Origin of the sequence: Candidatus Bartonella washoeensis Sb944nv (assembly GCF_000278135.1) — a bacterium.
Classification (GTDB): Bacteria; Pseudomonadota; Alphaproteobacteria; order Rhizobiales; family Rhizobiaceae; genus Bartonella; species Bartonella washoeensis.
On record NZ_JH725023.1, the window covers coordinates 310,505 to 336,098 of the forward strand.

19 protein-coding genes are annotated in these 25,594 nt (G+C 37.7%); 9 read left to right on the forward strand and 10 right to left on the reverse strand.

Going from position 1 to position 25,594, the window contains the following annotated elements; all coding sequences use genetic code 11:
- Window positions 1-41: 41 nt before the first annotated feature.
- From MCQ_RS03920 to ihfB, 6 genes are all read right to left on the reverse strand, one after another.
- Entirely contained in the window at window positions 42-1,976 is a 1,935-nt protein-coding gene (locus tag MCQ_RS03920; protein ID WP_006923665.1) for an MFS transporter, read from the reverse strand.
- A gap of 445 nt (window positions 1,977-2,421) precedes the next feature.
- Window positions 2,422-2,922: a signal peptidase II gene (lspA, locus tag MCQ_RS03925; RefSeq protein WP_006923666.1), complete on the reverse strand. Its 501-nt coding sequence runs from the start codon at window positions 2,920-2,922 to the stop codon at window positions 2,422-2,424.
- Between the two features lie 11 nt (window positions 2,923-2,933).
- A complete protein-coding gene (locus MCQ_RS03930; protein WP_006923667.1) occupies window positions 2,934-3,767 on the reverse strand; it encodes a TrmH family RNA methyltransferase in 834 nt (277 codons plus the stop codon).
- A 2-nt stretch (window positions 3,768-3,769) separates the two neighbouring features.
- On the reverse strand, window positions 3,770-4,702 hold the full coding sequence (locus MCQ_RS03935; protein ID WP_006923668.1) for a class I SAM-dependent rRNA methyltransferase: 933 nt from the start codon (window positions 4,700-4,702) through the stop codon (window positions 3,770-3,772).
- 187 nt (window positions 4,703-4,889) lie between these two features.
- A complete protein-coding gene (locus MCQ_RS03940) occupies window positions 4,890-5,186 on the reverse strand; it encodes a LapA family protein (protein ID WP_006923669.1) in 297 nt (98 codons plus the stop codon).
- 8 nt (window positions 5,187-5,194) lie between these two features.
- Entirely contained in the window at window positions 5,195-5,473 is a 279-nt protein-coding gene (gene ihfB / locus MCQ_RS03945) for an integration host factor subunit beta (protein ID WP_035007952.1), read from the reverse strand.
- Between the two features lie 208 nt (window positions 5,474-5,681).
- Between ihfB and lptC the strand changes: the two genes are divergently transcribed.
- The 6 genes from lptC (at window position 5,682) to rlmN (ending at window position 12,599) form a co-directional block, all read left to right on the forward strand.
- Window positions 5,682-6,326, forward strand: coding sequence for an LPS export ABC transporter periplasmic protein LptC (lptC, locus tag MCQ_RS03950; protein WP_006923671.1), 645 nt, complete (start codon window positions 5,682-5,684; stop codon window positions 6,324-6,326).
- An 82-nt stretch (window positions 6,327-6,408) separates the two neighbouring features.
- Window positions 6,409-7,017, forward strand: a complete 609-nt coding sequence (locus MCQ_RS03955; RefSeq protein WP_006923672.1) for an LptA/OstA family protein — start codon at window positions 6,409-6,411, stop codon at window positions 7,015-7,017.
- A 6-nt stretch (window positions 7,018-7,023) separates the two neighbouring features.
- The gene (gene lptB / locus MCQ_RS03960; RefSeq protein WP_006923673.1) at window positions 7,024-7,818 is read left to right on the forward strand and encodes an LPS export ABC transporter ATP-binding protein; all 795 of its coding nucleotides are present in this window, start codon (window positions 7,024-7,026) and stop codon (window positions 7,816-7,818) included.
- 1,186 nt (window positions 7,819-9,004) lie between these two features.
- On the forward strand, window positions 9,005-9,469 hold the full coding sequence (gene ptsN, locus MCQ_RS03965) for a PTS IIA-like nitrogen regulatory protein PtsN (RefSeq protein WP_006923674.1): 465 nt from the start codon (window positions 9,005-9,007) through the stop codon (window positions 9,467-9,469).
- A 1,349-nt stretch (window positions 9,470-10,818) separates the two neighbouring features.
- Window positions 10,819-11,328, forward strand: coding sequence for an invasion associated locus B family protein (locus MCQ_RS03970; protein ID WP_006923676.1), 510 nt, complete (start codon window positions 10,819-10,821; stop codon window positions 11,326-11,328).
- Between the two features lie 41 nt (window positions 11,329-11,369).
- Complete coding sequence (rlmN, locus tag MCQ_RS03975; RefSeq protein WP_006923677.1) at window positions 11,370-12,599, forward strand: dual-specificity RNA methyltransferase RlmN; 1,230 nt, start codon at window positions 11,370-11,372, stop codon at window positions 12,597-12,599.
- Window positions 12,600-12,601: 2 nt separating this feature from the next.
- On the opposite strand, the gene MCQ_RS03980 is transcribed toward rlmN, so the two are convergent.
- Window positions 12,602-13,240 carry a LysE family translocator gene (locus tag MCQ_RS03980; RefSeq protein ID WP_006923678.1) on the reverse strand — a complete coding sequence of 213 codons (639 nt, stop codon included), beginning with the start codon at window positions 13,238-13,240 and terminating at the stop codon, window positions 12,602-12,604.
- Window positions 13,241-13,422: 182 nt separating this feature from the next.
- Between MCQ_RS03980 and MCQ_RS03985 the strand changes: the two genes are divergently transcribed.
- From MCQ_RS03985 to MCQ_RS04000, 3 genes are all read left to right on the forward strand, one after another.
- Complete coding sequence (locus tag MCQ_RS03985; RefSeq protein WP_006923680.1) at window positions 13,423-14,637, forward strand: argininosuccinate synthase; 1,215 nt, start codon at window positions 13,423-13,425, stop codon at window positions 14,635-14,637.
- A gap of 402 nt (window positions 14,638-15,039) precedes the next feature.
- The gene (locus MCQ_RS03995; protein ID WP_006923682.1) at window positions 15,040-16,701 is read left to right on the forward strand and encodes a lysine--tRNA ligase; all 1,662 of its coding nucleotides are present in this window, start codon (window positions 15,040-15,042) and stop codon (window positions 16,699-16,701) included.
- Entirely contained in the window at window positions 16,701-18,278 is a 1,578-nt protein-coding gene (locus tag MCQ_RS04000; RefSeq protein ID WP_006923683.1) for a peptide chain release factor 3, read from the forward strand. Before MCQ_RS03995 ends, MCQ_RS04000 begins: the two co-directional genes overlap by 1 nt.
- Window positions 18,279-18,379: 101 nt before the next feature.
- Here the strand turns inward: MCQ_RS04000 and trxA are convergent, their stop codons facing one another.
- From trxA to addB, 3 genes are all read right to left on the reverse strand, one after another.
- Window positions 18,380-18,703, reverse strand: coding sequence for a thioredoxin (trxA, locus tag MCQ_RS04005; protein WP_006923685.1), 324 nt, complete (start codon window positions 18,701-18,703; stop codon window positions 18,380-18,382).
- Window positions 18,704-18,810: 107 nt separating this feature from the next.
- Complete coding sequence (gene addA / locus MCQ_RS04010) at window positions 18,811-22,287, reverse strand: double-strand break repair helicase AddA (RefSeq protein ID WP_006923687.1); 3,477 nt, start codon at window positions 22,285-22,287, stop codon at window positions 18,811-18,813.
- The gene (gene addB, locus MCQ_RS04015; protein ID WP_006923689.1) at window positions 22,284-25,406 is read right to left on the reverse strand and encodes a double-strand break repair protein AddB; all 3,123 of its coding nucleotides are present in this window, start codon (window positions 25,404-25,406) and stop codon (window positions 22,284-22,286) included. The genes addA and addB overlap by 4 nt, the downstream gene beginning before the upstream one ends.
- Window positions 25,407-25,594 lie beyond the last annotated feature (188 nt).

Below are 25,594 nucleotides of genomic sequence, written 5' to 3' on the forward strand. Positions count from 1 at the left end.
TTGCGAGGACGTTTAATAGGTTTATGAAAAAGTATAGTATTTTAACCTGAAGTTTTAAAGACCATATCAGACATAATACGATACAGCTGATTTCCAACAGCTTTTCGACGGGTGCGGCTTTTTAGATTCGTATCAATATTTAAGTCAAAAGGTTCGTGAACGATAATATATATTTTAGGAAAAAGTTTGCGGCGTACATGAATTTTAGAAGGACGTGAAAAAAAAGAATATTCAAGACCACAAATCTTAATGGGAGCCACTTTTGTTTTTGTTTTATCGACAATCATAGCAGCACGCTCATAAACCTTCATAAGATCTTTATTAACGATAATATCACCTACTTCGGGAAAAATAACAAGAGGTTTCCCTTGTGCTGTGCGTATAAGATGGCGATTTGCAAATGGATTTGTAAGATCCAGAGGAAAAGCATTGGTATATTTAAGAAAGGGACGAATCCACCAAATTTTCGCAGTATTAGTATCAATGATAATAACTGGATTGTGTAAATTTGTTGTTTCGCAAACAGCTAGAGCTAGAAGACTATCAAGAAAAGATACATGGTTAAAAATTAGAATAGGAAATTTTCCTGATTTCGAAAGATTATCTATACCTTTAATTTCTAAACGAAAAAATAGGCGTAAGAGAATAAAAGTGAAGTCGCTGAAAGGATTGGTAGGCAGATATTTTAGTATAATGATTGCAGCTATTAAGGAGGAAATACCGAGAATAAGAATTATCATATCAAGTGAAGTACCAAGATATTGAGCAAAAGTAATAATAGCTGCTCCTATAACCATAATTGTAGCATTGAGGATATTATTAGCGGCGATAACACGTGCTCGCTTGTTAGGTTTAGCCCATGCTTGCAATGCTGCAAATCCGGGAATAGCGAGAAAAGTAGCTGAAATTGCTGCCAAAGCAAAATCAAATATAATGTGCAATAATTGCGGATGCGAAAAAAAATCAACAATGGTTTTAACTTTTAATTCAGGAGGAAGCCCACGAATAACAACACTTAAGTCGATACAAACAGCACCAAAAACAAAAACGCCTATAGCTGGTAATAATAAGTTAATCCGCTCTGCTGAAAGCCAAGCAACTATAGCAGAACCAATAGCACCAAAAATGGAAAAAACCATAAAGAACATAATAGTTCCGTGAGCAAGGCAATTGAGGGAAGCCGTCAATATTGGAGTGGCTGATAAGAGTGTAGCTCCGATAAACCAAAACCAAGAAACTATGAGGCTTGCAATCAGTAAACGTTTTTCTTGGATACAAGATTTAAGAATAGATGTTGTGGCACGTATAATGTTACGGTCGACAATAGGGGTTGACTGTGCAGGAATATTTTCTGGCATAAAGCAGCTTGTAGCCCATGAGAGTAAAGCTAAGATAATTATAATAAGTGCAGGAATAATTTGTAATTGGTTTTGAAAGTCGAAAATAAGACCAGCCCATAATGTTCCTAATAAAATAGAAAGAAAGGTTGCTGCTTCTAACCATGCATTGGCACGTGGCAGGTGAGATTTTGCTATATGGTCGGGTAATACCGCATATTTGAGGGGGCCAAAAAGTGCTGAAGCAGAACTGAAGAGAAATAAGCATATCATAAGCAAGGAGATAGAGGATAAAAGGAGGGAAATTGCAGCTGCTAAAGCAATGAAGAGAGTAAAGAATTTAATTAAACGAGCAACTTTCGCTTTACTAAAGCTGTCAGCCAATTGGCCTCCTGTCGCAGCAAATAAAAGATGAGGAAGTGAAAAAACACCATTTGTTAGGCTAATAAGACTTGCTTGATATTCTAAACTATCACATGTAACAATAAGAAAAATCAAAGTATTTTTTACAAAATTATCGTTAAAAGCAGAGAAAAACTGGCTCCAAAAAAGAGGTGCAAAAGCACGCGAACTCAGTAAAAAAGAACGATTATCTGCAGTTAGAAAATTTTTTGCAGGCGTCGACTTCTTTTTATTCATCAATTTCTCTTCTCCTTTCTATTATACTATGGAAATAAAAGAAAGACACATATCTTGAGAAGAATTAAGGATATTAATGCAATTTTTTTGATTTCAAGTCAATAAAAATGCTGTTTTTCTTGTGTAGGTGACTACATCTAAACAGATAGAAGATGCTAATTTTATACTAGCTTTGGCTAAATAACAGTTTTTAACTATTATTGATAAGATCATTGATCATTTTAACTCATTGAATGAAAATAACAACGTGTCACAACAAGTCTTTCTACTTAAATCTATTATAACTTCATGAAGCAGTTGACATGGAAAAATATAAAGATATTGGGTTTCAGAAGTAAAATGGTTGAAAATTTTCTAAAATAAAATTGATGAATAAAAATCAATAATTTACCACATTTTCGGTTGATTCGTTTATCCAAATGAACGCTTGCGGGAAACAGTATTCTCATCCAGAAGAGATTTTATTAGAAGTCCGTTTTCCTTCAATCCAGATTCGAAATTCGTCAATAAGTACGGCAATGGCACCAAGCGTGATAAATGTATCAGCGAGATTGAAAACAGCAAAAGAAAAAATATCATCAATATGAAATAGTATATAATCGGTGACATAATGGAAACAAATACGGTCAATAAGATTACCAATTGCCCCACCAATAATAAGAATAAGACCAAAACGTGATAAAGATTTTTTGTGTTCGGTATTTTTCCATAGCCATAAAAGAAAGAGAATAATAATTAACGTAAGGGTAATGAGTCCCCATTGAGAAAAAGAAGAAAGAAATGAAAATGCAATACCAGAGTTTCGTACATGGTACAGGGAGAGAAAAGGGAGAATTGGGATAACTGCTCCTAAAGGCATGTTATCCATAACCCAATATTTGATCAATTGATCAAGCCCTACTGTAATAATCAAACCAAGAAGAAAAGATAAAGATTTACATTTCATATTTTGGTCTCTTATGATTCAAGTGTTAAATGAGAACGACGGATCTCATAAAGCATGATAGCAGTGGCAACTGCCAAATTAAGCGAATCGGCACGCCCACTTTGTGGAATACGTACAAGTTGATCACAGCAATTTGCAAGAATATCTGTTAAACCTTTTTGTTCATTTCCCATTAAGAGTATAATGGGACCATTTTTAAAATCAACTCTACGGTAATCAACATCTCCTTTGAGGTGTGTACCAACAATCATGCCTTTAAAGCCTTTGGACCAATTTAAAAAGGCGCCTTCATCACTACGGTAAAGTGGTACAGAAAAAATTGATCCCATAGTTGCTCGTACTGTTTCAGGTGAAAAAGGATCTGTTGTTTCGCCGATTAAGATAATTCCCTTGGCCCCTACTGCATCAGCGGTGCGAATAATGGTACCAAGATTTCCTGGATCTCGCACGCGGTCAAGAGCCACATAAACATCTTCGCTTAATTGTTTTATCATTTCAAGAGGTTGCCATTGTTGTTTAAAAATACCAACAACGGCTTGCGGATTATCGCGGCGGGTAAGTGATTCCATGATTTTTTGTGAGGCTTTAATAACGAAACCACCACTCGCGACTGTGTGTGCAGCAGTGTTTTCAACAGCAGTATTACCAAGTTTGCTTTTGGAAAAGATGAGTGTTTGTATTTTCCATCCGAGATTTAAAGCATCAATTATCAATTTAAGTCCTTCTGCCATAAAAATACCTTCTCGATTACGGTTCTTTTTTTGGCTAAGTGCTTTAAGTTCTTTGATAATTGGGTTACTAAGGGAGGTAATTTCTTTAACTTTACCGATTTTAGACGTATACATATTTAAGCAATCCAGCGGCTAAAAAGAGAAGTAGAAAGAGCGCGTCCAGCGCTTTCTTCACGCAAGATCAGCTCTCCTGATTCGATTGTACCACCAAAGTTTATAAATTCGTCACGCATTAAAGTGTGAAGCGTGTAAAAAGAAGCACGAATGGAATAAGCAGTCAGTATAACAGCGAGTGGTTGATTGGATAAAAGTCTACGACAGTTTTTGATCATTTCTGGTAAGTGATCGAAAAACTGCCAAATTTCACCATGAGGTCCACGTCCATAAGCAGGGGGATCAAGAAGAATCATATCATAAGTTTTTTGCCGACGCAGTTCGCGTTCGACAAATTTTATTGCATCATCACAAATCCAGCGAATTGGATAATCTACTAATCCTGCTCTTTCCTGATTAGCTTTTGCCCAAGTAATGGCTTTTTTAGAGGCATCAACATGAGTAACAGCGGCACCAGCGCGTGCGCTAATCAAAGAGGCAATACCTGTATAGCCAAAAAGATTTAGTAATTTGATGGGGCGTTTGGCTTTAACAATTTGTTCTTCCATTGAGCGCCAATGAGCATCCTGTTCAGGAAAAACACCAACATGACGAAAAGATGTAAAACGTCCCAAAAAGAGCAAACCATTCCATGAAAGTGGCCATGTTTCACCAAGAGGTTTTTTAGGAAAATACCAGCGACCAACACCCTCTTCATCTCGATTTCCTGTGAAAATGGCATCAACATTAGCCCAATTTTCTTGTGATAAAGCTGGTTTCCAAAGTGCTTGACCTTCTGGCCGAATAATGCGGTAAGGACCGTATCGCTCCAATTTTTTCCCATTACCAGAGTCGATTAAAGCATAATCTGCACTGACACCTGTTTCTAAAATAAGAGGTAGTTTTTCCTGCGGATACATACTGCTGTGGTGTGGTTGAAAGCATTGTGCAAGCATATTGGGTTTCACGATACAGGTATTTTAAAAAAATTCACTTTAAAAGGCTCTTAAATTATTCGTAATAATACAACGGTCTAAAACTGCTTAAAGTATGTATTATGTATAAAGAAAAGGAAGAAGAATATTTCCATTTCTTCTCATGATGTATTGAACATAACAAAAGAAAAATTTCACCAAAGCACTCTTATATCATATCTGCAATCGACATTTTTAATTTCTCAAGTTCCGCTTTGCTTTCTTTAAGAGCTTTTTTGCATTTATGATATGAAAACCAATTGATTATGCTGCCTAACAAAACACCAAAGCCGAAAAAAATAAAGAGCCATATAAAGAAAGGAGCTTGATAAGTAAAATTTTCAGAGCTGATTCGAAAAGGATCAAGAGTCAATGTAACTATTTGACGGTTAACTATGATAAAAGCAATCAAAACAACTGTAATAGGTAGCAAAATAATTGCCAAAAGGATACGTTTAGTTGTCATCATTTTACTCACTGATTGAGACGATCACGCAGATCTTTACCCGTTTTGAAAAAAGGAATCCATTTTTCTTCAACCACAACAGCTTCACCTGTCCGTGGGTTACGACCATTCCGGGCTGAGCGGCTTTTCACAGAAAAAGCTCCAAAACCGCGAAGTTCAACGCGATTGCCATTGGCGAGTGCTGTTGAAATTTCTTCAAAAATAGCATTCACAATGTTTTCCACATCACGTTGAAAAAGATGCGGATTATGACGGGCAATAATTTGCACAAGCTCTGATTTAACCAAAATAACCTCTCTTTCATACAAAAAAAGATTTTTATAATTGTGAACTTCACGCAACACATTACATATATACATGCATATTACATTTATAAATGGACGAAAGCAAAATAAAACCAAGAAAAAACGAATTGCAAGAAGCAAAATTTGAAAATATCGCTTAGAGAGGTTATACAGACTGAAAAACGCTGAATATTTAAGAGATTAAGAGAGTATGGCCGTACCCAATCATTATGAAATCTTTTCAACAAAATCATCTTTTACTGATGTTTTTAAAAAAGCATCTCGTCATTCACGCCGCATTAGCATATTAAAATTTTTTTTACCTCTCTGTGCATTGGCCGCAGCACTTGTTTTTTGCTGGTTTACATTTTTCTTTGTTCCTGCTGCTTCTGACCCTGTAATTTTGAATGATGAAGAAGATGGAATAATGAAATTGACAATGCTCAATCCAAAATTAGAAGGTTACACGCGTTCTCATGAGCCTTATTGGCTCAAAGCGGAGAAGGCATTTCAAGATCGCATGCGTTCTGGGGTGATTGGGTTGCAAAACATTACAGCTAAGGTGCTTGTAGGCAAACAAAGACAAGTTTCTCTTGATGCACAGGGAGGAATTTACGATAATATTAAGGGATGTTTGCAATTGGATAAGCCATTTACTATTACAACAAATGATGGAATGGTTGCACAATTTATGGCAGCAGATATTAATCTATCTAAGGGGCAATTAATCACAGATCAACGTGTAGATATTCAGCATGCGGGTTTGCATCTTGCAGCAAATGCTTTGCAAATTCGAGAAAAAGGGCAAAATATGTATTTTCATGGTGGGGTGCATTTGGTGATTGACAAGCAATGAGATAACATCAAATACGAACGTTGAGCGATTTTATGAAAGAGAAGTATATACATGTGCGAACAAGAGAGTTGAGAGCAATAAGATGAAGCCGAGGGGATCATACAGAAAATGGCAGGGTTTGATTTTAGCTTTGAGCGTAGGAATATTAGGGTTTGGAACAGTTTTTGGATATGCTGAAGTTGCCTATTTTGGCATTAATCTATCAAATGACAAAGAACCGGTGAAACTCTATGCAGATTCTTTAGAAATACGTGATAAAGAGGGGATAGCACTCTTTAATGGTGATGTTTCAGTGGTTCAAGGTGAACGTCTTCTACGAACGGCAAAATTAGTTGTTTACTACGATAAGACGCATAAAGGTGCTGATAGGGATCACGTAGATACGAAAGCAAAATTACCTGCTTGGTTCGGTTCTACGGGTATTCAGAAAATGGAAGCTTTAGGCAAGGTTTATATAAAAATTGCTACGCAAATCGCTACGGGTGATAAAGGCGTTTTTGATGGAAAGTCAAAAATGATGAGCCTGACAGGGAGTAATGTTGTATTAACTGATGGTGATAATGTGGCAACGGGATGCAAACTTACGGCAGATATGGAAAGCGGAAAATCTTTTCTAGAAGGTTGTGAAACGCCTGAAAAAAAGGGTCGCGTATCCATCATTTTTAAACAAAGTCAAAAGAATGGCCATTAAGATTTCATGTTTGGAATCAAAAGAGAAAAACAGATAGACAGACATGAGCTTGCAAGTGAAGCCCTAAGAAAGCGCTTAAGGGGAACCTTAGTTGCCAGTCATTTAGTTAAAGTTTACCGTGGAAGACAGGTTGTTAATGGTGTTTCTTTCGGCATTCGTACCGGAGAAGCTGTTGGCATTTTAGGTCCAAATGGTGCTGGTAAAACGACTTGTTTTTATATGGTTACAGGTCTCATTAAATCTGATGGAGGGTCAATTAAGATTGATGGATTTGATATCACCCATCTACCGATGTATCGGCGGGCTCGTTTAGGTATTGGGTATCTTCCGCAGGAAGCATCTATTTTTCGTGGTCTTACAGTAGAAAATAACATCAAAGCTGTTTTAGAGGTAATCGAAAAAGACCGTCTTAAACGACATGAAGAATTAGATGCACTTTTGCATGAATTTAAAATTGATCATTTACGCAAAATGCCAGCTCTTTCCTTATCAGGGGGTGAACGTCGGCGACTTGAAATTGCGCGGGCTTTAGCTTCTCGTCCCAATTTTATGTTGCTTGATGAGCCATTTGCAGGCATTGATCCTATCGCCATTTTTGATATTCAGCAGCTTATTCGTCATTTAACTAGACGTGGTATTGGTGTTTTGATAACTGATCATAATGTGCGTGAGACATTGGGGCTTGTCGATCGCGCTTATATCATTCACGCGGGCAAAGTATTAGTTCATGGTTGTCCTAACGATATTATTAACAACGCTGATGTGCGCAGAATTTATTTGGGAAATCAATTCTCTCTCTGATTTTACAACTTCTATGAGTTTTTGCTTGAGCTTAAACAGATCAACATCATGGTGAGCATAAGTGCCATTCCCATATATTCAAATGATCAAACGTATTTCGCAAAGTTGAATGAGATTTTATTTTGATTTTTAATACAGGTGTTATCAATAAACGTTTCTATTACGTAACTAAAAGCAATTATTGGTACAAGGTGGAAATTATGATAATATTTTAAGGAGCTTGTGTTGGAAAGCAAAGGGGGAATGGGTGTTTTTTAATTGGGTTACGCACAAAATTTTCTATTGTTATTATGTTTATCGCATTATTGCTGAAAATCTCCTTTTTTGTGCCGAAACTTTTTTATAAACTATAATCTTAAACTGAATTTTTGTTGAGAGATGAAAAAATCCATCAAGATAGGATGCTATCATTATTTTATCGGTTTGTTTGCTTTTAATTGCACCATGGAAAAGATATCGCTAGATTAACTTTATAATGAATGATAAATGAAGCTGTAAATAAATGCACATGTTATTGGAAGGTATATAGAATTAAGAATACTTTCTCTGTCGAATCAATATAGTGCATCGATGATGCTGTTTCTTATATTTTGATGGTAGCACCATGGGTTATATATATTACGGTTGTCAAATAGGGGTTGTGATGTTTTGTTGTTCTGCTTTGCGCATTTAAAAGCTGGTGCACTACTGTGGATATCAGGACAGATTTGCGAGTCTTTTTAAAATATCCGTTGAACGTATTAAAGCCTATTTAGATGGTTGTAGTGGGCACTATTCAAGCTACACTAGCTATCGTCAAAGTAAGGAGCCATTTTATCTCGATATGCTCATCATTTTATGAGAGCCAGTTCTTAAAAGGAAGAGGAAGATCTGATGAAGAATTGTACACAAACTGTTTATGATTAAATGGTCGAAAATTTGTGAATGGTGGTCTTTGTTAGTATCGTAGGGACATTATTTTTACGGACAATACATTTCCTTGTTTTATCGTCCTTTTAATTAGGGACTGAAGACTACTTATTGTTGTGCTGATAGTGAATTATGAGATGAATTGACCTATTACCCGTTACAGTTTGAAAAGTAAATACACATGCTATGATGTAAGAAAGTCATACAACTATTAACTATCCATACTATTTACGGGTTTGTAGGTGGGCATTTGAGCGTGCAAAAGGAAGATTAAAGTATGAATTTGAGTGAGTTAATTGCACCGGAAGCTATTATTCCGGCTCTTAAAGCGAATTCGAAGAAACAAGTTCTACAAATTTTAGCTGAAAAAGCTGCTGAGTTGACAGGCCTTAATGAGCGGGTGGTTTTTGATATTGTTTTGCAACGTGAAAAATTAGGCTCAACCGGTCTGGGTAGTGGTATTGCAATTCCTCACGGGAAACTACCTAATATTAACCGAATCATTGGTATATTTGCGCGCCTTGAAAGTCCTGTTGATTTTGAAGCTCTTGATGATGAGCCCATTGATCTTGTTTTTCTCCTTTTGGCACCTGAGAACGCTGGTGCTGATCATTTAAAAGCTTTGTCACAGATCGCGCGTATCTTGCGTCATTCTGAAGTTGTCCAAAAATTGCGCAATACGCATGATGCCAATACGCTTTATGCTTTATTGGTTCAGAATTCAGCATCAAATGCAGCATAGATGTTCTCATATTGAATAAATCAAAAGTCTGCGTAATGGTTACCTTGTGGGTAAGTGCACTACAGAGAAGGTTAGAAAATGATGTAATCTAGGCTTCAAGGACTTGAGAACACTGGTTGCCTCCAAATGATTTAAAAAATCGCTTGCAAAGGAATTTTTGCTTCAAAAAACAGGGAATAGGAGCAAGCGCCGGCTTTTGTTATGTTTTTTCAAATATCAAACACTCATTATCATACTCTTAGGTTTATTTACTGGAGGTATTCATCTGTGAATAGAAATTTTTTCATAAGTCAGGATGATTTGAGTATTTTTGATAAATATTAGTCCTGAAGGTTCAGAGGGATGAGAGATATCATTTCCTTTGTATCAGATGGTGAGAGAAGCCAAATATTTAAGGACAGTTTGGCTATTAAAAAGAGATTTTTTTATGTGTGTAAAAGCTTATTTAATCGACTGAGAGGTTGTTTAAAGAATTATGAGGTAGAAGGTTTAGGAATTATTATCGAAAAATAAGAGTTTAATGTTTTGTTTATAATTATACAAAATGAAATGGTGATGTTTGTCACACGAATTTCTCAGAAATTTTTACTAGAAGGGAGTGAATGTGATCTCACTCGTTGAAACAGTACGGTTAAGCCCTTTTTAGTTACTGTTATCGTTTCAGAAATTGGCAATTTAAAATGTAAGGCATGTGGCGAGAGTAGATGATCTCAAATAGGCAGAATTATATGCGGTGATTGAGGCAGAACTATACGCTTTTATTTCATGGTAAAAAGGTTGATAATATTTGGTATTTTTTTGCAAAATGGCTTTAAAATTGTAAAAGGCCGGTAATTAGGCAATATTGAACAAGAGCATGGACACACTATAATTGGAGAAAATAGAGGGTATTTTGCGATTTTTACTAACGCAAATGCGTTTAGTATGGTAAGTTTATTGATGCTATCCGAAAGGCTGTGAAATTTGGAGTGTTCTTTAAGGGAACGCATATACACGGTTTTGCAACAAATCGCTTGCAGTAAAATAGCATAGTTTATTTCTTAACGGAGTGATAGTATGTTTATATTTTGTTTTGAAATATAATTGCTTAAAGAGGTAGATTTTTAGACAAAAAACAAAATTGGTGAAATAAAATCAAAATGTTGTTTTTTAAAATCTGGTTATTGAGTAAAAAATTCATGTTGTAGTAACAACTAAAATATCACAATTAGACGTAGGAAAACTGTTCTGATTGGCGCAAAAATATTTCGCTTAAGGAGGAGGGGTGGAACAATTGAACTAAAGCATTGGCAAGTTTTTTGAACTTTTCAATGAAGAGAATCTTGTTAGAGACTAGAGAAGTGAGCTAAATGAAAATATTTGAAAAAACTGTTATCGCTACATCTGTAATGGTTTTGGTGATTGCTGGAACAGTGTGGGCACAAGCGCCAAGCCGTTTAGATCAATTTGAAGCTTGGGGAGCCTATTCTTATAAATCGCCAGGAAATACAATTTGCTATGTATTGTCGGTACCTTTGGAGGCACTGCCAACGACGGTTAATCACGGCGATAATTTCTTTTTGGTAACCAAGCGTTCAAATTCACCTGTTTTGTTTGAACCGCAATTCATGGCTGGTTATACACTTAAAGAAGGTTCAAAGGTTACTGTGACTATTGGAGATAAGAGTTTTGATTTTTTCACGAAAGATTCTTCAGCTTGGTTAGCATCATCAGCACTAGAAAAACAGCTTGTTTCTGCTATGCGTGCTGGAAAAAATATGACAGTGAGAGCACTCTCAAAACGGGGAACCCACACCACTTATACTTATTCCTTAAAAGGGGTGACCGCTGCATTAAGTGCGGCACAAAAATGCCATTAAGGTCTCTGTAACTTTAAAATAGCGATATAAATTGGAAAACAATGGCCGTTTCGTATGATCTTAGACCCGTTGGTGCACGCTTAGCCCGAGCAACAGATAGTGTTGTAGTGAAGGAGAGATCTAAGCTCTCTTTAATTGGCATGTTGCAGGATGAAATGGTCGAAGCTTTAAAGGCAATCGGTGTACCAGAACGTCAAACTCGTATGCGTGTACGTCAGCTTTGGCATTGGCTTTATGTGCGTGGCGTTTCAAATTTTGATGAAATGCTGAACATTTCTAAACCAATGCAAGAAATGTTTAAAAATCATTTTTCCATTGTACGTCCGGAAATTATTGCAGAACAAATATCAAAAGATGGTACACGTAAATGGCTGTTGCGTTTTCCAGCACGTGGGGCTGGAAGATCTGTTGAAATTGAAACGGTTTATATTCCGGAAGAAGGGCGTGGTACTCTATGTATTTCATCTCAGGTAGGGTGTACGTTAACTTGTTCTTTTTGTCATACGGGAACACAAGTGCTTGTTCGCAATTTGACTGCGGAAGAAATTTTGGCGCAGTTATTGGTTGCTCGTGATTGTTTGGGTGATTTTCCTGATAAGAAGACCCCTGATGGTGCAATTGTTCCAGTTGAAGGGCGTAAAATTACCAATATTGTTATGATGGGGATGGGGGAACCACTTTATAATTTTGAAGCAGTCAAAAAAGCTTTATTAATCGCTTCTGATGGAGACGGTCTTTCTTTGTCAAAACGTCGGATTACCCTTTCAACTAGTGGAGTGGTTCCTGAAATCATACGAACAGGGAAGGAAATTGGGGTAATGTTGGCGATTTCACTCCATGCGGTGCACGATACGTTACGAGATATGCTTGTTCCAATCAATAAAAAATACCCACTTGCACTGTTAATGGAAGCTTGCCGTAATTACCCGGGTCTTTCGAATGCTAAGAGAATTACATTTGAATATGTTATGCTGAAAGATGTAAATGATAGTTTGGGTGATGCCAAACGATTGGTTCAGTTACTTAAAGGTATTCCTGCTAAGATCAATTTGATTCCTTTTAATCCCTGGCCAGGGACGAATTATCAATGTTCTGATTGGGAACAAATTGAACGTTTTGCTGATGTGGTTAATCAAGCAGGTTATGCTTCACCTATTCGGATGCCGCGTGGACGCGATATTTTAGCTGCGTGCGGCCAGCTTAAATCTGCTTCAGAACGTTTACGTAAATCAGAACGTTTGCAATTTGAAAACGTGATTGGCAGTGAATGATCTTAATTTTCATCAATAAGAATGCGTAAAGCAAAACTGGTAAAAATACCAGCAATAAGCCAATCAAGAAAACGAATATAAGAAGGATTTCGCTTAAGTCCATTAGAAAATTTATGAGCCATAAAAACTATAAAAATGTTAATGGGTAAAGCAATAGGAATATAAGAGAAACCCAAAATGAGCAATTTTTGCATAGCCATAGGGTCATTTGCATTGATAAATTGTGGTAAGAAAGTTACATTAAAAAGGATGACTTTTGGATTTAAGAGATTAATTCCAATAGCCATAAAATAATTGCGTCTAAGACTTTGATATTTGGGGGATGTTTCTTTGAGAGAAAATGTCGAATGTTTACGCAATGCCTGAAAGGCAAGCCATAGAAGATAAAAGGCACCTACAACTTTAAGAACAAAAAAAGCGCGCGGTGAGGTAAAAATGAGCGCTGATATGCCAAGTGCGACAGCAACAACTTGAATAGCAAAACCTGTCGCACTCCCTAACGTACACATAATTCCAGCTTTTTTGCTTTGTGCAATGGTGCGTGATACAGATAGCATAATATCAGGTCCTGGAATGAGTGCTAGAATCAACGCTGCTGAAAAAAATTGTATCATGCTAGACCATTCAGGGAAAAATGACATATAAATCTCCTTTATTCTTTAAAAGATTTGTTCACGACTTATATCTTTACACAAACGGTCCTTTTTACGCTTTTTCGTTTTTTTTTGCATCTGTTTAATGTTGTCTAAAGGGAATTTATTTTCATTGCTTGCATAGTTTTGATTTCTGAGTAAAAAGAAAGCAAATAATGTAGAGCTTTAAAATGAAAAAATGGAAAAATGTTAAGAAAGTTGTTCTAGCTTATTCAGGAGGGCTAGATACGTCTATTATTCTTAAATGGTTACAAAGTGAACTGGGTGTTGAAGTTGTAACCTTTACGGCCGATTTAGGGCAAGGAGAAGAATTAGAGGCAGCGCGTTGTAAAGCTGAAATACTGGGCGTTAAAGAAATTTATATTGAAGATCTACGTGAAGAGTTTGTGCGTGACTTTGTGTTTCCAATGTTTCGAGCCAATGCAGTTTATGAAGGGTGCTATCTTTTGGGGACTTCTATTGCTCGCCCACTCATTTCAAAACGCCTTATTAAAATTGCCAAGGAAACGGGTGCAGATGCGATTGCCCATGGAGCAACAGGGAAAGGTAATGACCAAGTTCGCTTTGAACTTTCTGCTTATGCTCTTAATCCTGATATCAAGATTATTGCTCCATGGCGTGATTGGTCTTTTAAAAGTCGGACAGAGTTGGTTGAATTTGCGCGCGCACATCAAATCCCAGTAGAGAAGGATAATCAAGGAGAAGCACCTTTTTCCGTTGATGCAAATTTATTGCACTCGTCATCAGAGGGCAAGGTTTTGGAAGATCCAGCACTTCCTGCTCCTGAGTATGTCCATATGCGTACTCTTTCTCCAGAAGCTGCTCCAGATCAAGCAACCATAATCACAATTGGTTTTAAAAAAGGTGATGCTATCTCGATTAATGGGCAAAATTTATCTCCTGCGGATTTACTTGCTGAATTGAATAATTATGGACACGACAACGGTATTGGTCGATTAGATTTGGTGGAAAACCGCTTTGTAGGTATGAAATCGCGGGGCATTTATGAAACACCGGGGGGAACAATTCTTTTAACGGCTCATCGGGCAATCGAATCTTTAACATTGGATCGGGGAGCTGCTCATTTAAAAGATGAGTTAATGCCGCGTTATGCAGAGTTGATTTATTATGGCTTTTGGTTTTCACCTGAACGTAAAATGTTACAGGCAGCCATTGATTTATCTCAAGAAAATGTTGAAGGTGAAGTTACGCTAAAGCTTTATAAGGGTAATGTGATTGTTGAAGGTCGTGAAAGCAAAAAATCGCTTTATTCTCATAATTTAGTAACTTTTGAGGATGATCAGGGTTCTTATGATCAAAAAGATGCTGCCGGTTTTATTAAATTAAATGCATTACGCCTACGTACATTAGCAGCACGCTCATGAATACATACGAAAAACATAACAGAAGTCATTTTGACAGTGTTAAGTGCAGAACAGTTTTTATATCAAAAATTGAAAATGGCAATTTGTTTAATTGATTTTGGTTGTAGATGGATTATTTATCAATCTTGAGCTCAATGCTAGAGGTTTTGCTTTCTTGCCGATAAGTTTAATAAGAAAAACCTATGAGAAGAATGATTAAAACACCGATAATCAAAACAAGAAAATTGCGATTCATAATATTCACACTTTCGTTTACATAAAATATAAACAAAATAATAGGACGAATGCTGATTATGGCAAGAGTATGGTGAAAATCTGCGCCTTTTCGCTTGCTATTATCGACGAATAAATTCAAAAACCATACACCATCTCGTGAAAGAATTTAATTTTAGGATAAAGATAATGATGCGTGACCAGTGTGATACCTTTAGCTTTACAACCGAATTAAGAGATATAGCTGTTCAATCAAAAGCTTGGCCATTTGAAGAAGCACGCAAAATTATCAAACGGTATGAAAAAACTGGTTACCCAGAGACGGTTTTATTTGAAACAGGTTATGGGCCATCTGGCTTACCACATATTGGCACTTTTGGAGAAGTGGCACGCACGACCATGGTGCGTCATGCATTTAGGGTTTTAACTGAGGATAAAGTTAAAACAAAACTTCTTTGTTTTTCTGATGATATGGATGGGTTGCGTAAAGTTCCTGATAATGTGCCTGACCGAGAAAAAATGGAAAGCTATCTTGGTCAACCACTTAGCTGTGTGCCAGATCCTTTTGGAGACGTTTATACTTCTTTTGGAGCAGCAAATAACGCACGCTTACGTATTTTTCTTGATCGCTTTGGTTTTGATTATGAGTTTGCAAGTGCTACTGATTATTATAGTTCCGGTCGTTTTGATGAAACGCTTTTAAAAATACTTGCTTGTTATGACAAGGTAATGGCTATTGTTTTGCCAACATTGGGTGAAGAGCGTCGTGCTACTTATTCACTCTTTTTACCTATTTCGCCTGTTTCTGGAAAAGTATTACAAGTTCCGATGATTGCTTGTAATGTCGAAAAAGGTACTGTTACCTATATTGAGCCTGAAACCGGAGAAACCATTGAAACGGAGGTTACAGGGGGAAAAGTCAAATGCCAGTGGAAAGTGGATTGGGCAATGCGCTGGACAGCACTTGGCATTGATTATGAAATGGCAGGAAAAGATCTTATTGATTCGACAAATCTTTCTTCTAAAATTTGCAAAGTGCTTGGTGGAAATCCGCCTGAAGGATTTAATTATGAGCTCTTTTTAGATGATAAGGGGCAAAAAATTTCCAAATCCAAGGGAAATGGCTTAACCATTGATGAGTGGCTCACTTACGCACCAACGGAAAGTTTAGGGCTTTATATGTTTTTAAAACCAAAAACAGCAAAACGGCTTTATTTTGATGTCATTCCAAAAGCCGTTGATGAATATTATGCGCATCTTTCTGCTTATGGTCGCCAAGAGTGGAAAGAACGGCTGAATAACCCTGTATGGCATATCCATAATGGTTGTCCTCCACAGGATGATTTGCCTGTGTCCTTTGCGATGTTATTAAATTTGGTCAGTGCTTCAAATGCTGATAATAAAGAGGTTCTTTGGGGTTTTATTTCTCGCTATGCTAAAGGAGCAAATGCACAAACTTATCCAGCACTTGATCAGTTGGTGGATTTTGCCATTAAATATTTTGATGTTTTTGTCAAACCAAATAAAAAATTTCGCGTTCCTGATGAGAGTGAGCGTTCAACGCTGATTAATATTGATGCAAAATTAGCCAGTTTGCCAGAAACTGTTGATGGAAACATTCTTCAAAATGCGCTTCTTGATGTTGCTCGCTTAACTGAACGCTACCAAGATCATAGCAAAAAAAGTCCTGAAGGAGGGCCGGGGGTTTCAAATGTCTTTTTTCAAATGCTTTATGAAGTTCTTTTAGGGCAAGAAAAAGGACCACGATTGGGATCATTTATTGCGCTCTATGGGATTAATGAAATGCGCACACTTATTGCTGAAGCGCTTGCACGACCTATGGGGGAATAATGGAAAAGAGAGTGCAAGAAGTAAAGCGGCGGCGTACATTTGCGATCATTGCGCATCCTGATGCTGGGAAAACAACCCTGACAGAAAAACTTTTATTGTTTGGTGGTGCCATTCAGCTTGCTGGTGAAGTGAAGGCGAAAAAGGACCGTATTCAAACTCGCTCTGATTGGATGAATATTGAACGTGATCGTGGTATTTCGGTTGTGACATCGGTGATGACATTTGAATATGAAGATCATATTTTTAATTTATTAGATACTCCAGGTCACGAAGATTTTGCGGATGATACATATCGTACGCTTACGGCTGTTGATAGTGCTATCATGGTATTGGATGGTGCACGAGGGATTGAGCCGAGAACACTGAAACTGTTTGAAGTGTGTCGGCTGCGAGATATTCCTATTGTTACTTTTGTGAATAAAATGGATCGTGAGGCGCGTGATCCTTTAGAAATTTTGGATGAAATTGAAGAAAAGCTCGCGCTTGACACTGCACCAATTACATGGCCTATTGGTATAGGTAAAGATTTTGTTGGCACTTTTGATCTTCATCACAATTGTTTTCGTCAAAAAGATGATGAGATAACACAACAGGTGGTTTCTGGACCTGATGAGGTTGCAACTTTGCTTCCTGAAAATCAACGTGCGCTTTTTATTGAAGAAGTCGAACTTGCCCGTAGTGCCTGTAAGAATTTTGATTTGCAAGCTTTCCGTGAAGGACATATGACACCGGTTTATTTCGGATCAGCTCTACGAAATTTTGGTGTTCGTGATTTGATCAATGCGCTCATTGATTTTGGTCCAAGTCCTCGTGATCAGGTTGCAGATCAACGCAGTGTCATAGCGACTGAACCCAAAATGGCAGGATTTGTCTTTAAAATTCAGGCTAATATGGATCCTAATCATCGTGATCGTATTGCATTTTTGCGAGTTTGTTCAGGGACGCTTGAACGTGGTATGAAGACAAAATTAGTAAGAACAGGAAAATTGATGACTCTTTCGACACCACAGTTTTTCTTTGCTCGTTCGCGTCAAATTGCTGATCAAGCTTATGCTGGTGATATAGTAGGCATTCCCAATCATGGAACATTACGTATAGGTGATACATTGACGGAGGGAGAAGATATTCTCTTTAAAGGCGTGCCCAATTTTGCGCCAGAAATTCTACGTCGTGTTAGTTTGGGCGATCCAATGAAAGCAAAGAAACTTAAGGAAGCTCTGCAGCAAATGGCTGAAGAAGGTGTTGTGCAATTATTTATTCCAGATGATGGATCTCCTGCTCTTATCGGAGTGATTGGTGCTTTGCAAATTGATGTCTTAACGGAGCGGCTGAAAGTGGAATATTCTTTACCGGTAAGTTTTGAATCAGCGCGCTTTAGTGTATGCCGTTGGATTTCAGCAGAGGATAAAGATGAATTGCAAAAGTTTGTAACCAATCATCGCTCTGCTATTGCTCATGATTTGGATAATGATCCAGTTTTTTTGGCAGAAAATCATTTTTCATTGAATTATGAAGCAGAGCGAGCGCCGAAAATAAAATTTTCAACTTTTAAAGATTATCAAATACGCTCTGAATAAACAGATATCTTTTCTATGTGAAAAGAATTATTCTTAAACAAGTCAAATAAAAGAGAGAGGTAAAATCCCTCTCCTTTTTGGAAAAATCATTATAGGTAGATTTAACGAAGATTTTCTTTAATCCATTCAGAAATACGTCCTTTAGAAGCAGCACCAACCATATTTGATGAAACATTTCCATTTTTAAACATCAATAAAGTAGGAATCGATCGCACTCCGTATTGAGTAGCCAGTTCTGGGTTTTCATCAATATTGACTTTAGCAATTTTGATTTGGTTTTGCATTTCTGTTGAAATTTCGTCCAAAATCGGAGCAATCATTTTGCAAGGGCCACACCACTCTGCCCAAAAATCAACTACAACAGGGGTGGAAGAGCTGAGAACTTCACTTTCGAAATTGCTCTTATCAATTTTTATACAGGTCATTGGTTTATCCTTTATATTTACTTTTATACATTGGTATGATGGTACTTCATATCAAGTTATTACAAAGATAAATTATGATAAGCTTTGAGGGAAATGGTTTTCTTAGCTTAGGTAGCAATTTCATCAAGAAGCGCATCGAGTTTTTCAGGAGAAAGTTCAAAAATTTTTGCTTCTTTAGTGTAGACAAGAAGAGCTTGAACATCTTTATTGGGATGAATAACCTGTAAAATTTTTCGGTAAAGAGCCATTTGTAACAAATAACGTGAGGCAATAGCGGTTTCGTTTGCTGGTGGGGTTCCTGTTTTAAAATCAGCAAATATAATGCTGTTTTTTGTGATGTAGAGACGGTCAATTTGACCGGAAATTGCTTGTTCTTTGCCACGGATTTTTACAATACCCATTAAGGAGACTTCAGCCCGTGAGTTGTCAGAGAAGAGGGGTTTCAGGTAGGAATGATCTAAAATCTGCCAAACATGATGAAGTGCTTTTTCTCTTTGGGATTCATCCCAATGAGAGGCTTTGGTATTGAGATAGTGTCGAGCATAATCTCGATGTTTTTCGGGGTCGCAATTGGGTAAATATTGCAGCAATCGGTGAACAATATTACCATATTCAATGGAAAAAGCTCTGTTGGTGTTTATTTCTCCTAAAACGGGTGAAATACTAAACTGTTTTGAATGAGAAAAAAGCTCATTATCAGCTTCAATGGAGAGACTGGCAACAGAGGGTTTCAACGGCCTTGGTAAGGCTGGTTCTTCTGGCAGTTTATGAGAGAAAAAATCCGGCAAAGGCGGAAATGTTGGGCATTCAATGTAAGATGCTTCTTGATTTATTGGGGTAGAAGAAGATGGTGTGATGTGAAAGCGCCAAGCTGCAATATCCTCTGCAGGACCTTTTATTGGAACTGCGTGTGGTTTGAGAGCTTTCTTTACTAATTGTAGCCATGTATCCGAGGAGATTTTCTCACCGTTATATCCACAAATAAACAATCGATCTTCAGCACGTGTCATTCCTACATAGAGAAGGCGTTTATACTCTTCTTCTGCACGTTCTTTTAAATGTGAAAGCGCTTTTTCAGAAGGTTTTGTGTTGAATTCTGCGTTTGGACACCAGATAAAACCTTGTTCATCATTCAAGTGCTTATTGTTTAAAGAAATTTTAAGAAGGTGTGGAGCATGTTGGGGATGCCAAATGGCACTACCAGGATCCACCAGAAAAACAACAGCAGCTTCAAGTCCTTTTGCGGCATGAATAGTCATAATACGAACTTCTTCATGGTTTTGATCAAATTCGCGTTTAATTTCTGGTTCGCTTGTGCTTAGTGTTTCCAAAAAAGCTTGTAATCCTGGTAATCCCGTTTTTTGAATCGTGAGTGTGTAATCCATAAAAGCGTCAAGCACGTCATTTGCTTCAGAACCTAAACGGGCTAGAATTTTTTGACGTCCCTTATCATTGTTTAGAATATGGCTATAGAATTCAAAAACCGGCATTTTATCAACTAAATTGCGATATTTGCTAAGACTTTCAAAGGTATCTTTAAAAGATAAATGTGTTGATGCGTGCATACAAAGGCTTTGCCAAAGGGAACCTGTACGGTTGGCTGCAAGCTGAAAAAGTTCTTCCTCGGTGAGCGCAAAAAGAGGACTTTTTAAAACACAAGCAAGGGAAAGATCATCTTGAGGTTGTAAGACAAAACGTGCAAGCGCCATCAAATCACGCACACTAATATGGTTGGTGAGTTGTAAACGGTCAGCACCCGCTACAGGAACATTACGTTGCTTAAGTGCACGAGAAAGCGCTGAAACAAATTCGTCACGCTTACGAACCAAGATCATAATATCACTTGCACGCATTAAGCGTCCTTTTGCTGGAAGCATTTCTCCTTTATGCAACCAACCCGCAATGGTTTCAGCAATTTTTTCCGCCAAATGTATTGCGGGCGTATCCAAATGATCAACGGTTACATGCCAATCATCAGGAAATTCATTTTTTTCTTTGGAAAGTGCATCCCATAAAATAACATCACCTGGGCTATGAACACGAATAGCTTCGTGCACTGTTTTTGTATTTTCTGCAGAAAGTCCCTTGTAATTCTCTGGTGTTTCAAAGACAAGATCGACGCTTTTAAGAACATCAGCTGTAGAGCGGAAAGAATAGTTTAGTTGTATTTTTTCAAATTTTTGTTTCGCTTGCTGTGCTTTTTTTTGGATCATTCGCCCATTTGCAGCAAAATTTTCTGGAGCAGCACCTTGAAAAGAATAGATAGATTGCTTTTCATCTCCAACAGCAAAAAGAGTGCGTACATTGTCACGTTGACTATGACCTGTGAAAAATTCTTGCGCTAAAAGTTGAATGATTTGCCATTGCTCAGGGTTAGTATCTTGTGCTTCATCAAGCAAAATATGATCAAGACCACTATCAAGTTTATAGTGCACCCATTGGCTTGCGCCTTTACGTTGCAATAAATGAAGTGTACGTTCAATAAGGTCATCAAAATCTAAAAAGCCATTTGTTTTTTTTAAATTCGTATAGATTTTAAGATAAATAGCGCAAATTTGAAAAGCAGCTCTATTGAGTGTAACACTTTTTAAGCATTGATATTTTTCTAAAAGAACAGAAAGTTTGCTTTGTTTATCTTCAATCATTTGTTGAATAAAAGGCCAAATTTCATCTGCTTTTTTACAAGATAAACGTGAAAAACTACGGGGTTCTCCTGCTGTTGTAAAATAGATATCAGAAATAATATTGATAATGGTTGTTTCACAAGAAGCTTCTGCTAGTTGGGAAAATTTTGCGATCATATCCTTGAGATTTTGATTGCCGTAGGTTTGGCAATGTGTAAGAGCATAAAGAGGTAGATGAGCAATCTGTTGAATTTTTTCCAGCAATTGTTGGTTAGTTTCATCGGGCGCTAAATTAAAAAGGGCACGCAATTTTTCCTCTTCATTTTCAGACAGAAGAGAAGATAAAAAATCAGAGAGTTTATGCTGTTTCTCGGTCGCTTCATATAGCAATTGATTAAAAGAACGCTCACTGACAACTTTAAGTAAGTGTTTCAAAGAAGATTGTGCATCTTTATGCTCTAAAAGCTGGCGACGGGATTCTTGTAATAATTTTTTTCGATTAATATCATCGAGAAGTTCAAAATGTCCAGCAATATTTGCTTCTAACATAAAGTAATGCAAGAGAGATTCACAGAATGCATGAATAGTTTGGATTTTTAAGCCCCCTGGTGTTTCGAGGGCACGAGCGAAGAGTTGACGTGCATAGGTTAATTTTTGCGCATTGATGGGTTCATTTTCAAGCTGCGATAAGGTTTTTTGAAGCTGTTCATCATCAAGTTCATTCCAGCTGGAAAGTGTGCGAAAAATCCGCGATTGCATAACAGCAGAAGCTGCATTTGTGTAAGTAAGGCATAAGATGCGTGCTGGGGGAGTACCGTTTAAAAGTAAACGGATGACGCGTTCACTTAAAACGTGGGTTTTTCCAGATCCAGCATTTGCAGAAACCCATACGTTTGTTTTTGGATGTGTTGCCGTTGCTTGTGAATCGAGGGCTGCTTCAGGAATAGAAAAAAGAGTCATGATTGATCTGCTTTATGAGTATCGCTTGACCATTCCCATAATCGTGCAAGATGGTCATAATCACCTTCATATTCTTTTTTTAAAGGGACTGCGTGTGAAAGATAGCCTTGTTGTGAATTTTGGTAATATTCCATTAATGCAACAAGATGTTCCCATGCTTTTTCACCAAGCTTGATTGCGCTTTGGTGTTCTTTTGCTCCTTTCTTTAAAAGAATAGATTGGGGAGCGATTTTACCTTTTCCAGTGAGGGGAATGTAAAATAAATTTACCGGGGTAAGATTTTGAAAATTTGTAAAGGCTCCTTGCATGAGCAAAGCTGCTTCCAGTGCCAATTGTGGAAATAATAAATCGCGAACTTGTTTGGAAGAAGGGGGAGTGCTGGTTTTAAAATCAAGAATTTCAACCATTTTGTTTGGCAAAACATCAATACGGTCGGCACGTCCTGAAAGGGTTACACCTGTTGTGCCTATAGGTATTTTTTGCGATAGAACTTCGGCATGCCTTTCGCGTGGTTCTAAACTTCGTTCCCACTGGATAATAAACGGAGCAAGATTTTCAAAATTTGTCCACCAAATTGTTTCAACATCGGCAGGTAAATTGAACTTATCAAATTCTTGTCGTCCAAGAGCGAGGAGTATATCTAATGCATTTGCGTCATTTAGATTCTTTATTTGTGTACAAAAAGCAGCAAGAATAGCATGATAAAGCATTCCGCGTTCCGCGGCGTTTGGGTCATGGATGAGTGCTTTAAGAGGTTTAAGACGCAAGATTTTTTTAGCATAAATGGCATAAGGGTCATACCGCAATGTTGCTATTTCAGTGACCGAAAAATGGCGTGGACGCATATCAAGTGGGGGAACAGGGCAAGGGCGTTCTGCACAGGCGATCATATCTGTATTATCAAGCATTTTTGCCCAGTGAAGCAATGTTTCTCCTCGAGCACGAATTTTTTTCCAAACCTGTTTTCCTATAACCGTTTCTAAACGTTGTAACCAGCGTGAAGGAAGGGAAGGAGCATGATTAACCCTTATCGCTCGGCTCATCACCACTGTATTCATTCCCATAGCCCATTGAAAATCATGCGCAGAGAGACCAATACGTTGTTCTGGTGGTTCAAGATTTAACATCATTTTCATCTGTCGTGATAAAAAAGCATCATTGCGGGTTGTTATGGGCCATGTTCCTTCATTAAGACCACCAATGACCACAGTATCAACCGTTTGCAAACGTGATTCCAAAGTACCCCAGATGAATAAACGTGGATGTCCCCCTGGGGAAGGCGTGACGGAGCGAGTTGCTAGAAGAGCTGAGAACATAGCGGGCCATTCGCAGAGATGGAATTTTAAGCCTGATTGATCACTCACTAATTCACGTAAAAAAGTTGATAAGGCTTGTCCCGCTTCATGTTGATAAAGATTTACAAGAGAATCATTTTCATCACGCCCAAAATTTTCAAAAACCTCAACAGTTGCTATTGCAGCTTCATTTATAGTGCATTCTTTCTCTTGTTTCATGAGAGATGCTAAAGGTTCTACTGCTTTGACTAAAAGACGACAAAGCAGATGTGCTTCCTCTCTCATTTGTTGATTAAGGGTGTTATTGTCAGAAGTATCATGCAAATGTTTTTTTATCCATGTTTCAAGAAATTGGTCACATTCACAAAGATTAATGCGACCAGTGCTTCCGCGAAGAACAAAGAGTTCAAAATTTTCTGCCATTTTGCGCAAACGATGACGGCTTTGTTGGAGCGTTGTGAGTGGATGTTTAAGAAGGGAAAGAAAAGCAATCGGATCATTGGGCTGAAATATATTTTCTAAAAGAAGCCGTAACAAGGTTGAGGGCAACGTTTGTGCAAGTGGTATTCCTCCTGAATCGTTTGCTTCAATTCCAAAACGCTGTAATTCAGCAGCAACACGGCGTGCTAAATTACGGTCATTTGTAATAAGGGCTGCAGTTTTTTGAGGCTCTTCAATGGCATTGCGTAAGGCAACAGCGATGGCAAGAGCCTCTTCGCGCTCGTTGATAGCTTCAATGAATGACCAGTCTGCACAAAGGTTTTCATAATCATCACGGACAATTTGTACCCAGCGATCTGTTGTAGAGGCTGGTCGAAATGCTTCTGATAAAAGAGCGATACGTTTTTTCTTTATTGTACTTTGTTGACCAATTTCACGAACATGAATGCGGTGATATTTCATGAGAGAGAGAAGTTTTTTTAAATGATATTGGGGATGGCTAAAAGCATTCGCAGTATGATCGAAAAAATGACAAGTTGTTTTTTCTTCATTGATCGTGCCTAATGCCTCCCATTGTTCTTTATCCATCTGAAGATCAAGACCTGGAAGGACGACAGCTCCTTTTGGCAGGCAAGAAATTACCTTTAAAAGATGAGAAATTGCTGGAATAGAACTCGCCACACCGGCTGCAAGTATGGGTTTATTCGGTTGCGTACGTTGTAAAGTTTCTGCATGCATTTTGAGTGCTTGATTGCGCCATTCAGCAGGATTGCTTCTTTGTCTTTCTTGTAAGATTTGCGGCCAGTTTTGTGTGACAATGGTAAGGAAATTGAGGGTTATTTGCCACCATTCGGCTATCATATCAGGTGCAATTTCTTTTAGCTTTGACCAATCTGCTGCTTCTGTTTCAATTTCGTCCATCAAGTGTGCTAAATCTTGAGCAAGCCAAATTGCATCAGCAGTATGAGCAGGAATAAGTACATCTTCTGTACCAAACATGGCACGCAGGTGAGCAGGCAAATTTTCACGCCAAGGACGAATAAGGCGTGCTAAAAGCAGGAGGCGTTCACTTTCTCCAATGGGAGGATTCAGAGTATTGGTATGGTTTTCAACAAAAAGGAAACTATCTTCGTCCAGATCTCCTAAGGGGCGAATGGTTGGTAAGAAGGTTGATCGTGTATCGCTTCTTTCAACAAAGGCAGCACGTAAAGCGCGAGCAGCACGGCGTGTTGGCACATAAATGAGGGTATCAGCAAGAGCAGTCTGCATATCTTCATTTGGTGCAAAGTCACCAATAAGAGCTCCTGAGAGCAGTGCATCAACAAAATGCGGTAGAAAAGAAGTTCCTGGAGAAATAGAAAAAACACGTGGTGTATGACTCATTTACCCCTCGTTTGAGATACATGGAAAATATTCCATTCTTATTAGTTATTTGCATTGTTTCTACTGTATACAATTTTCATGCAGGGAAAAACTGAAAAGCTATGCTTGTGCAGAGGATTTTAACTTAAGTTAATCCGCGGTTAACCGATAATATTTATTCATTTTTATCAAAGATTTGCAAAAAGAGA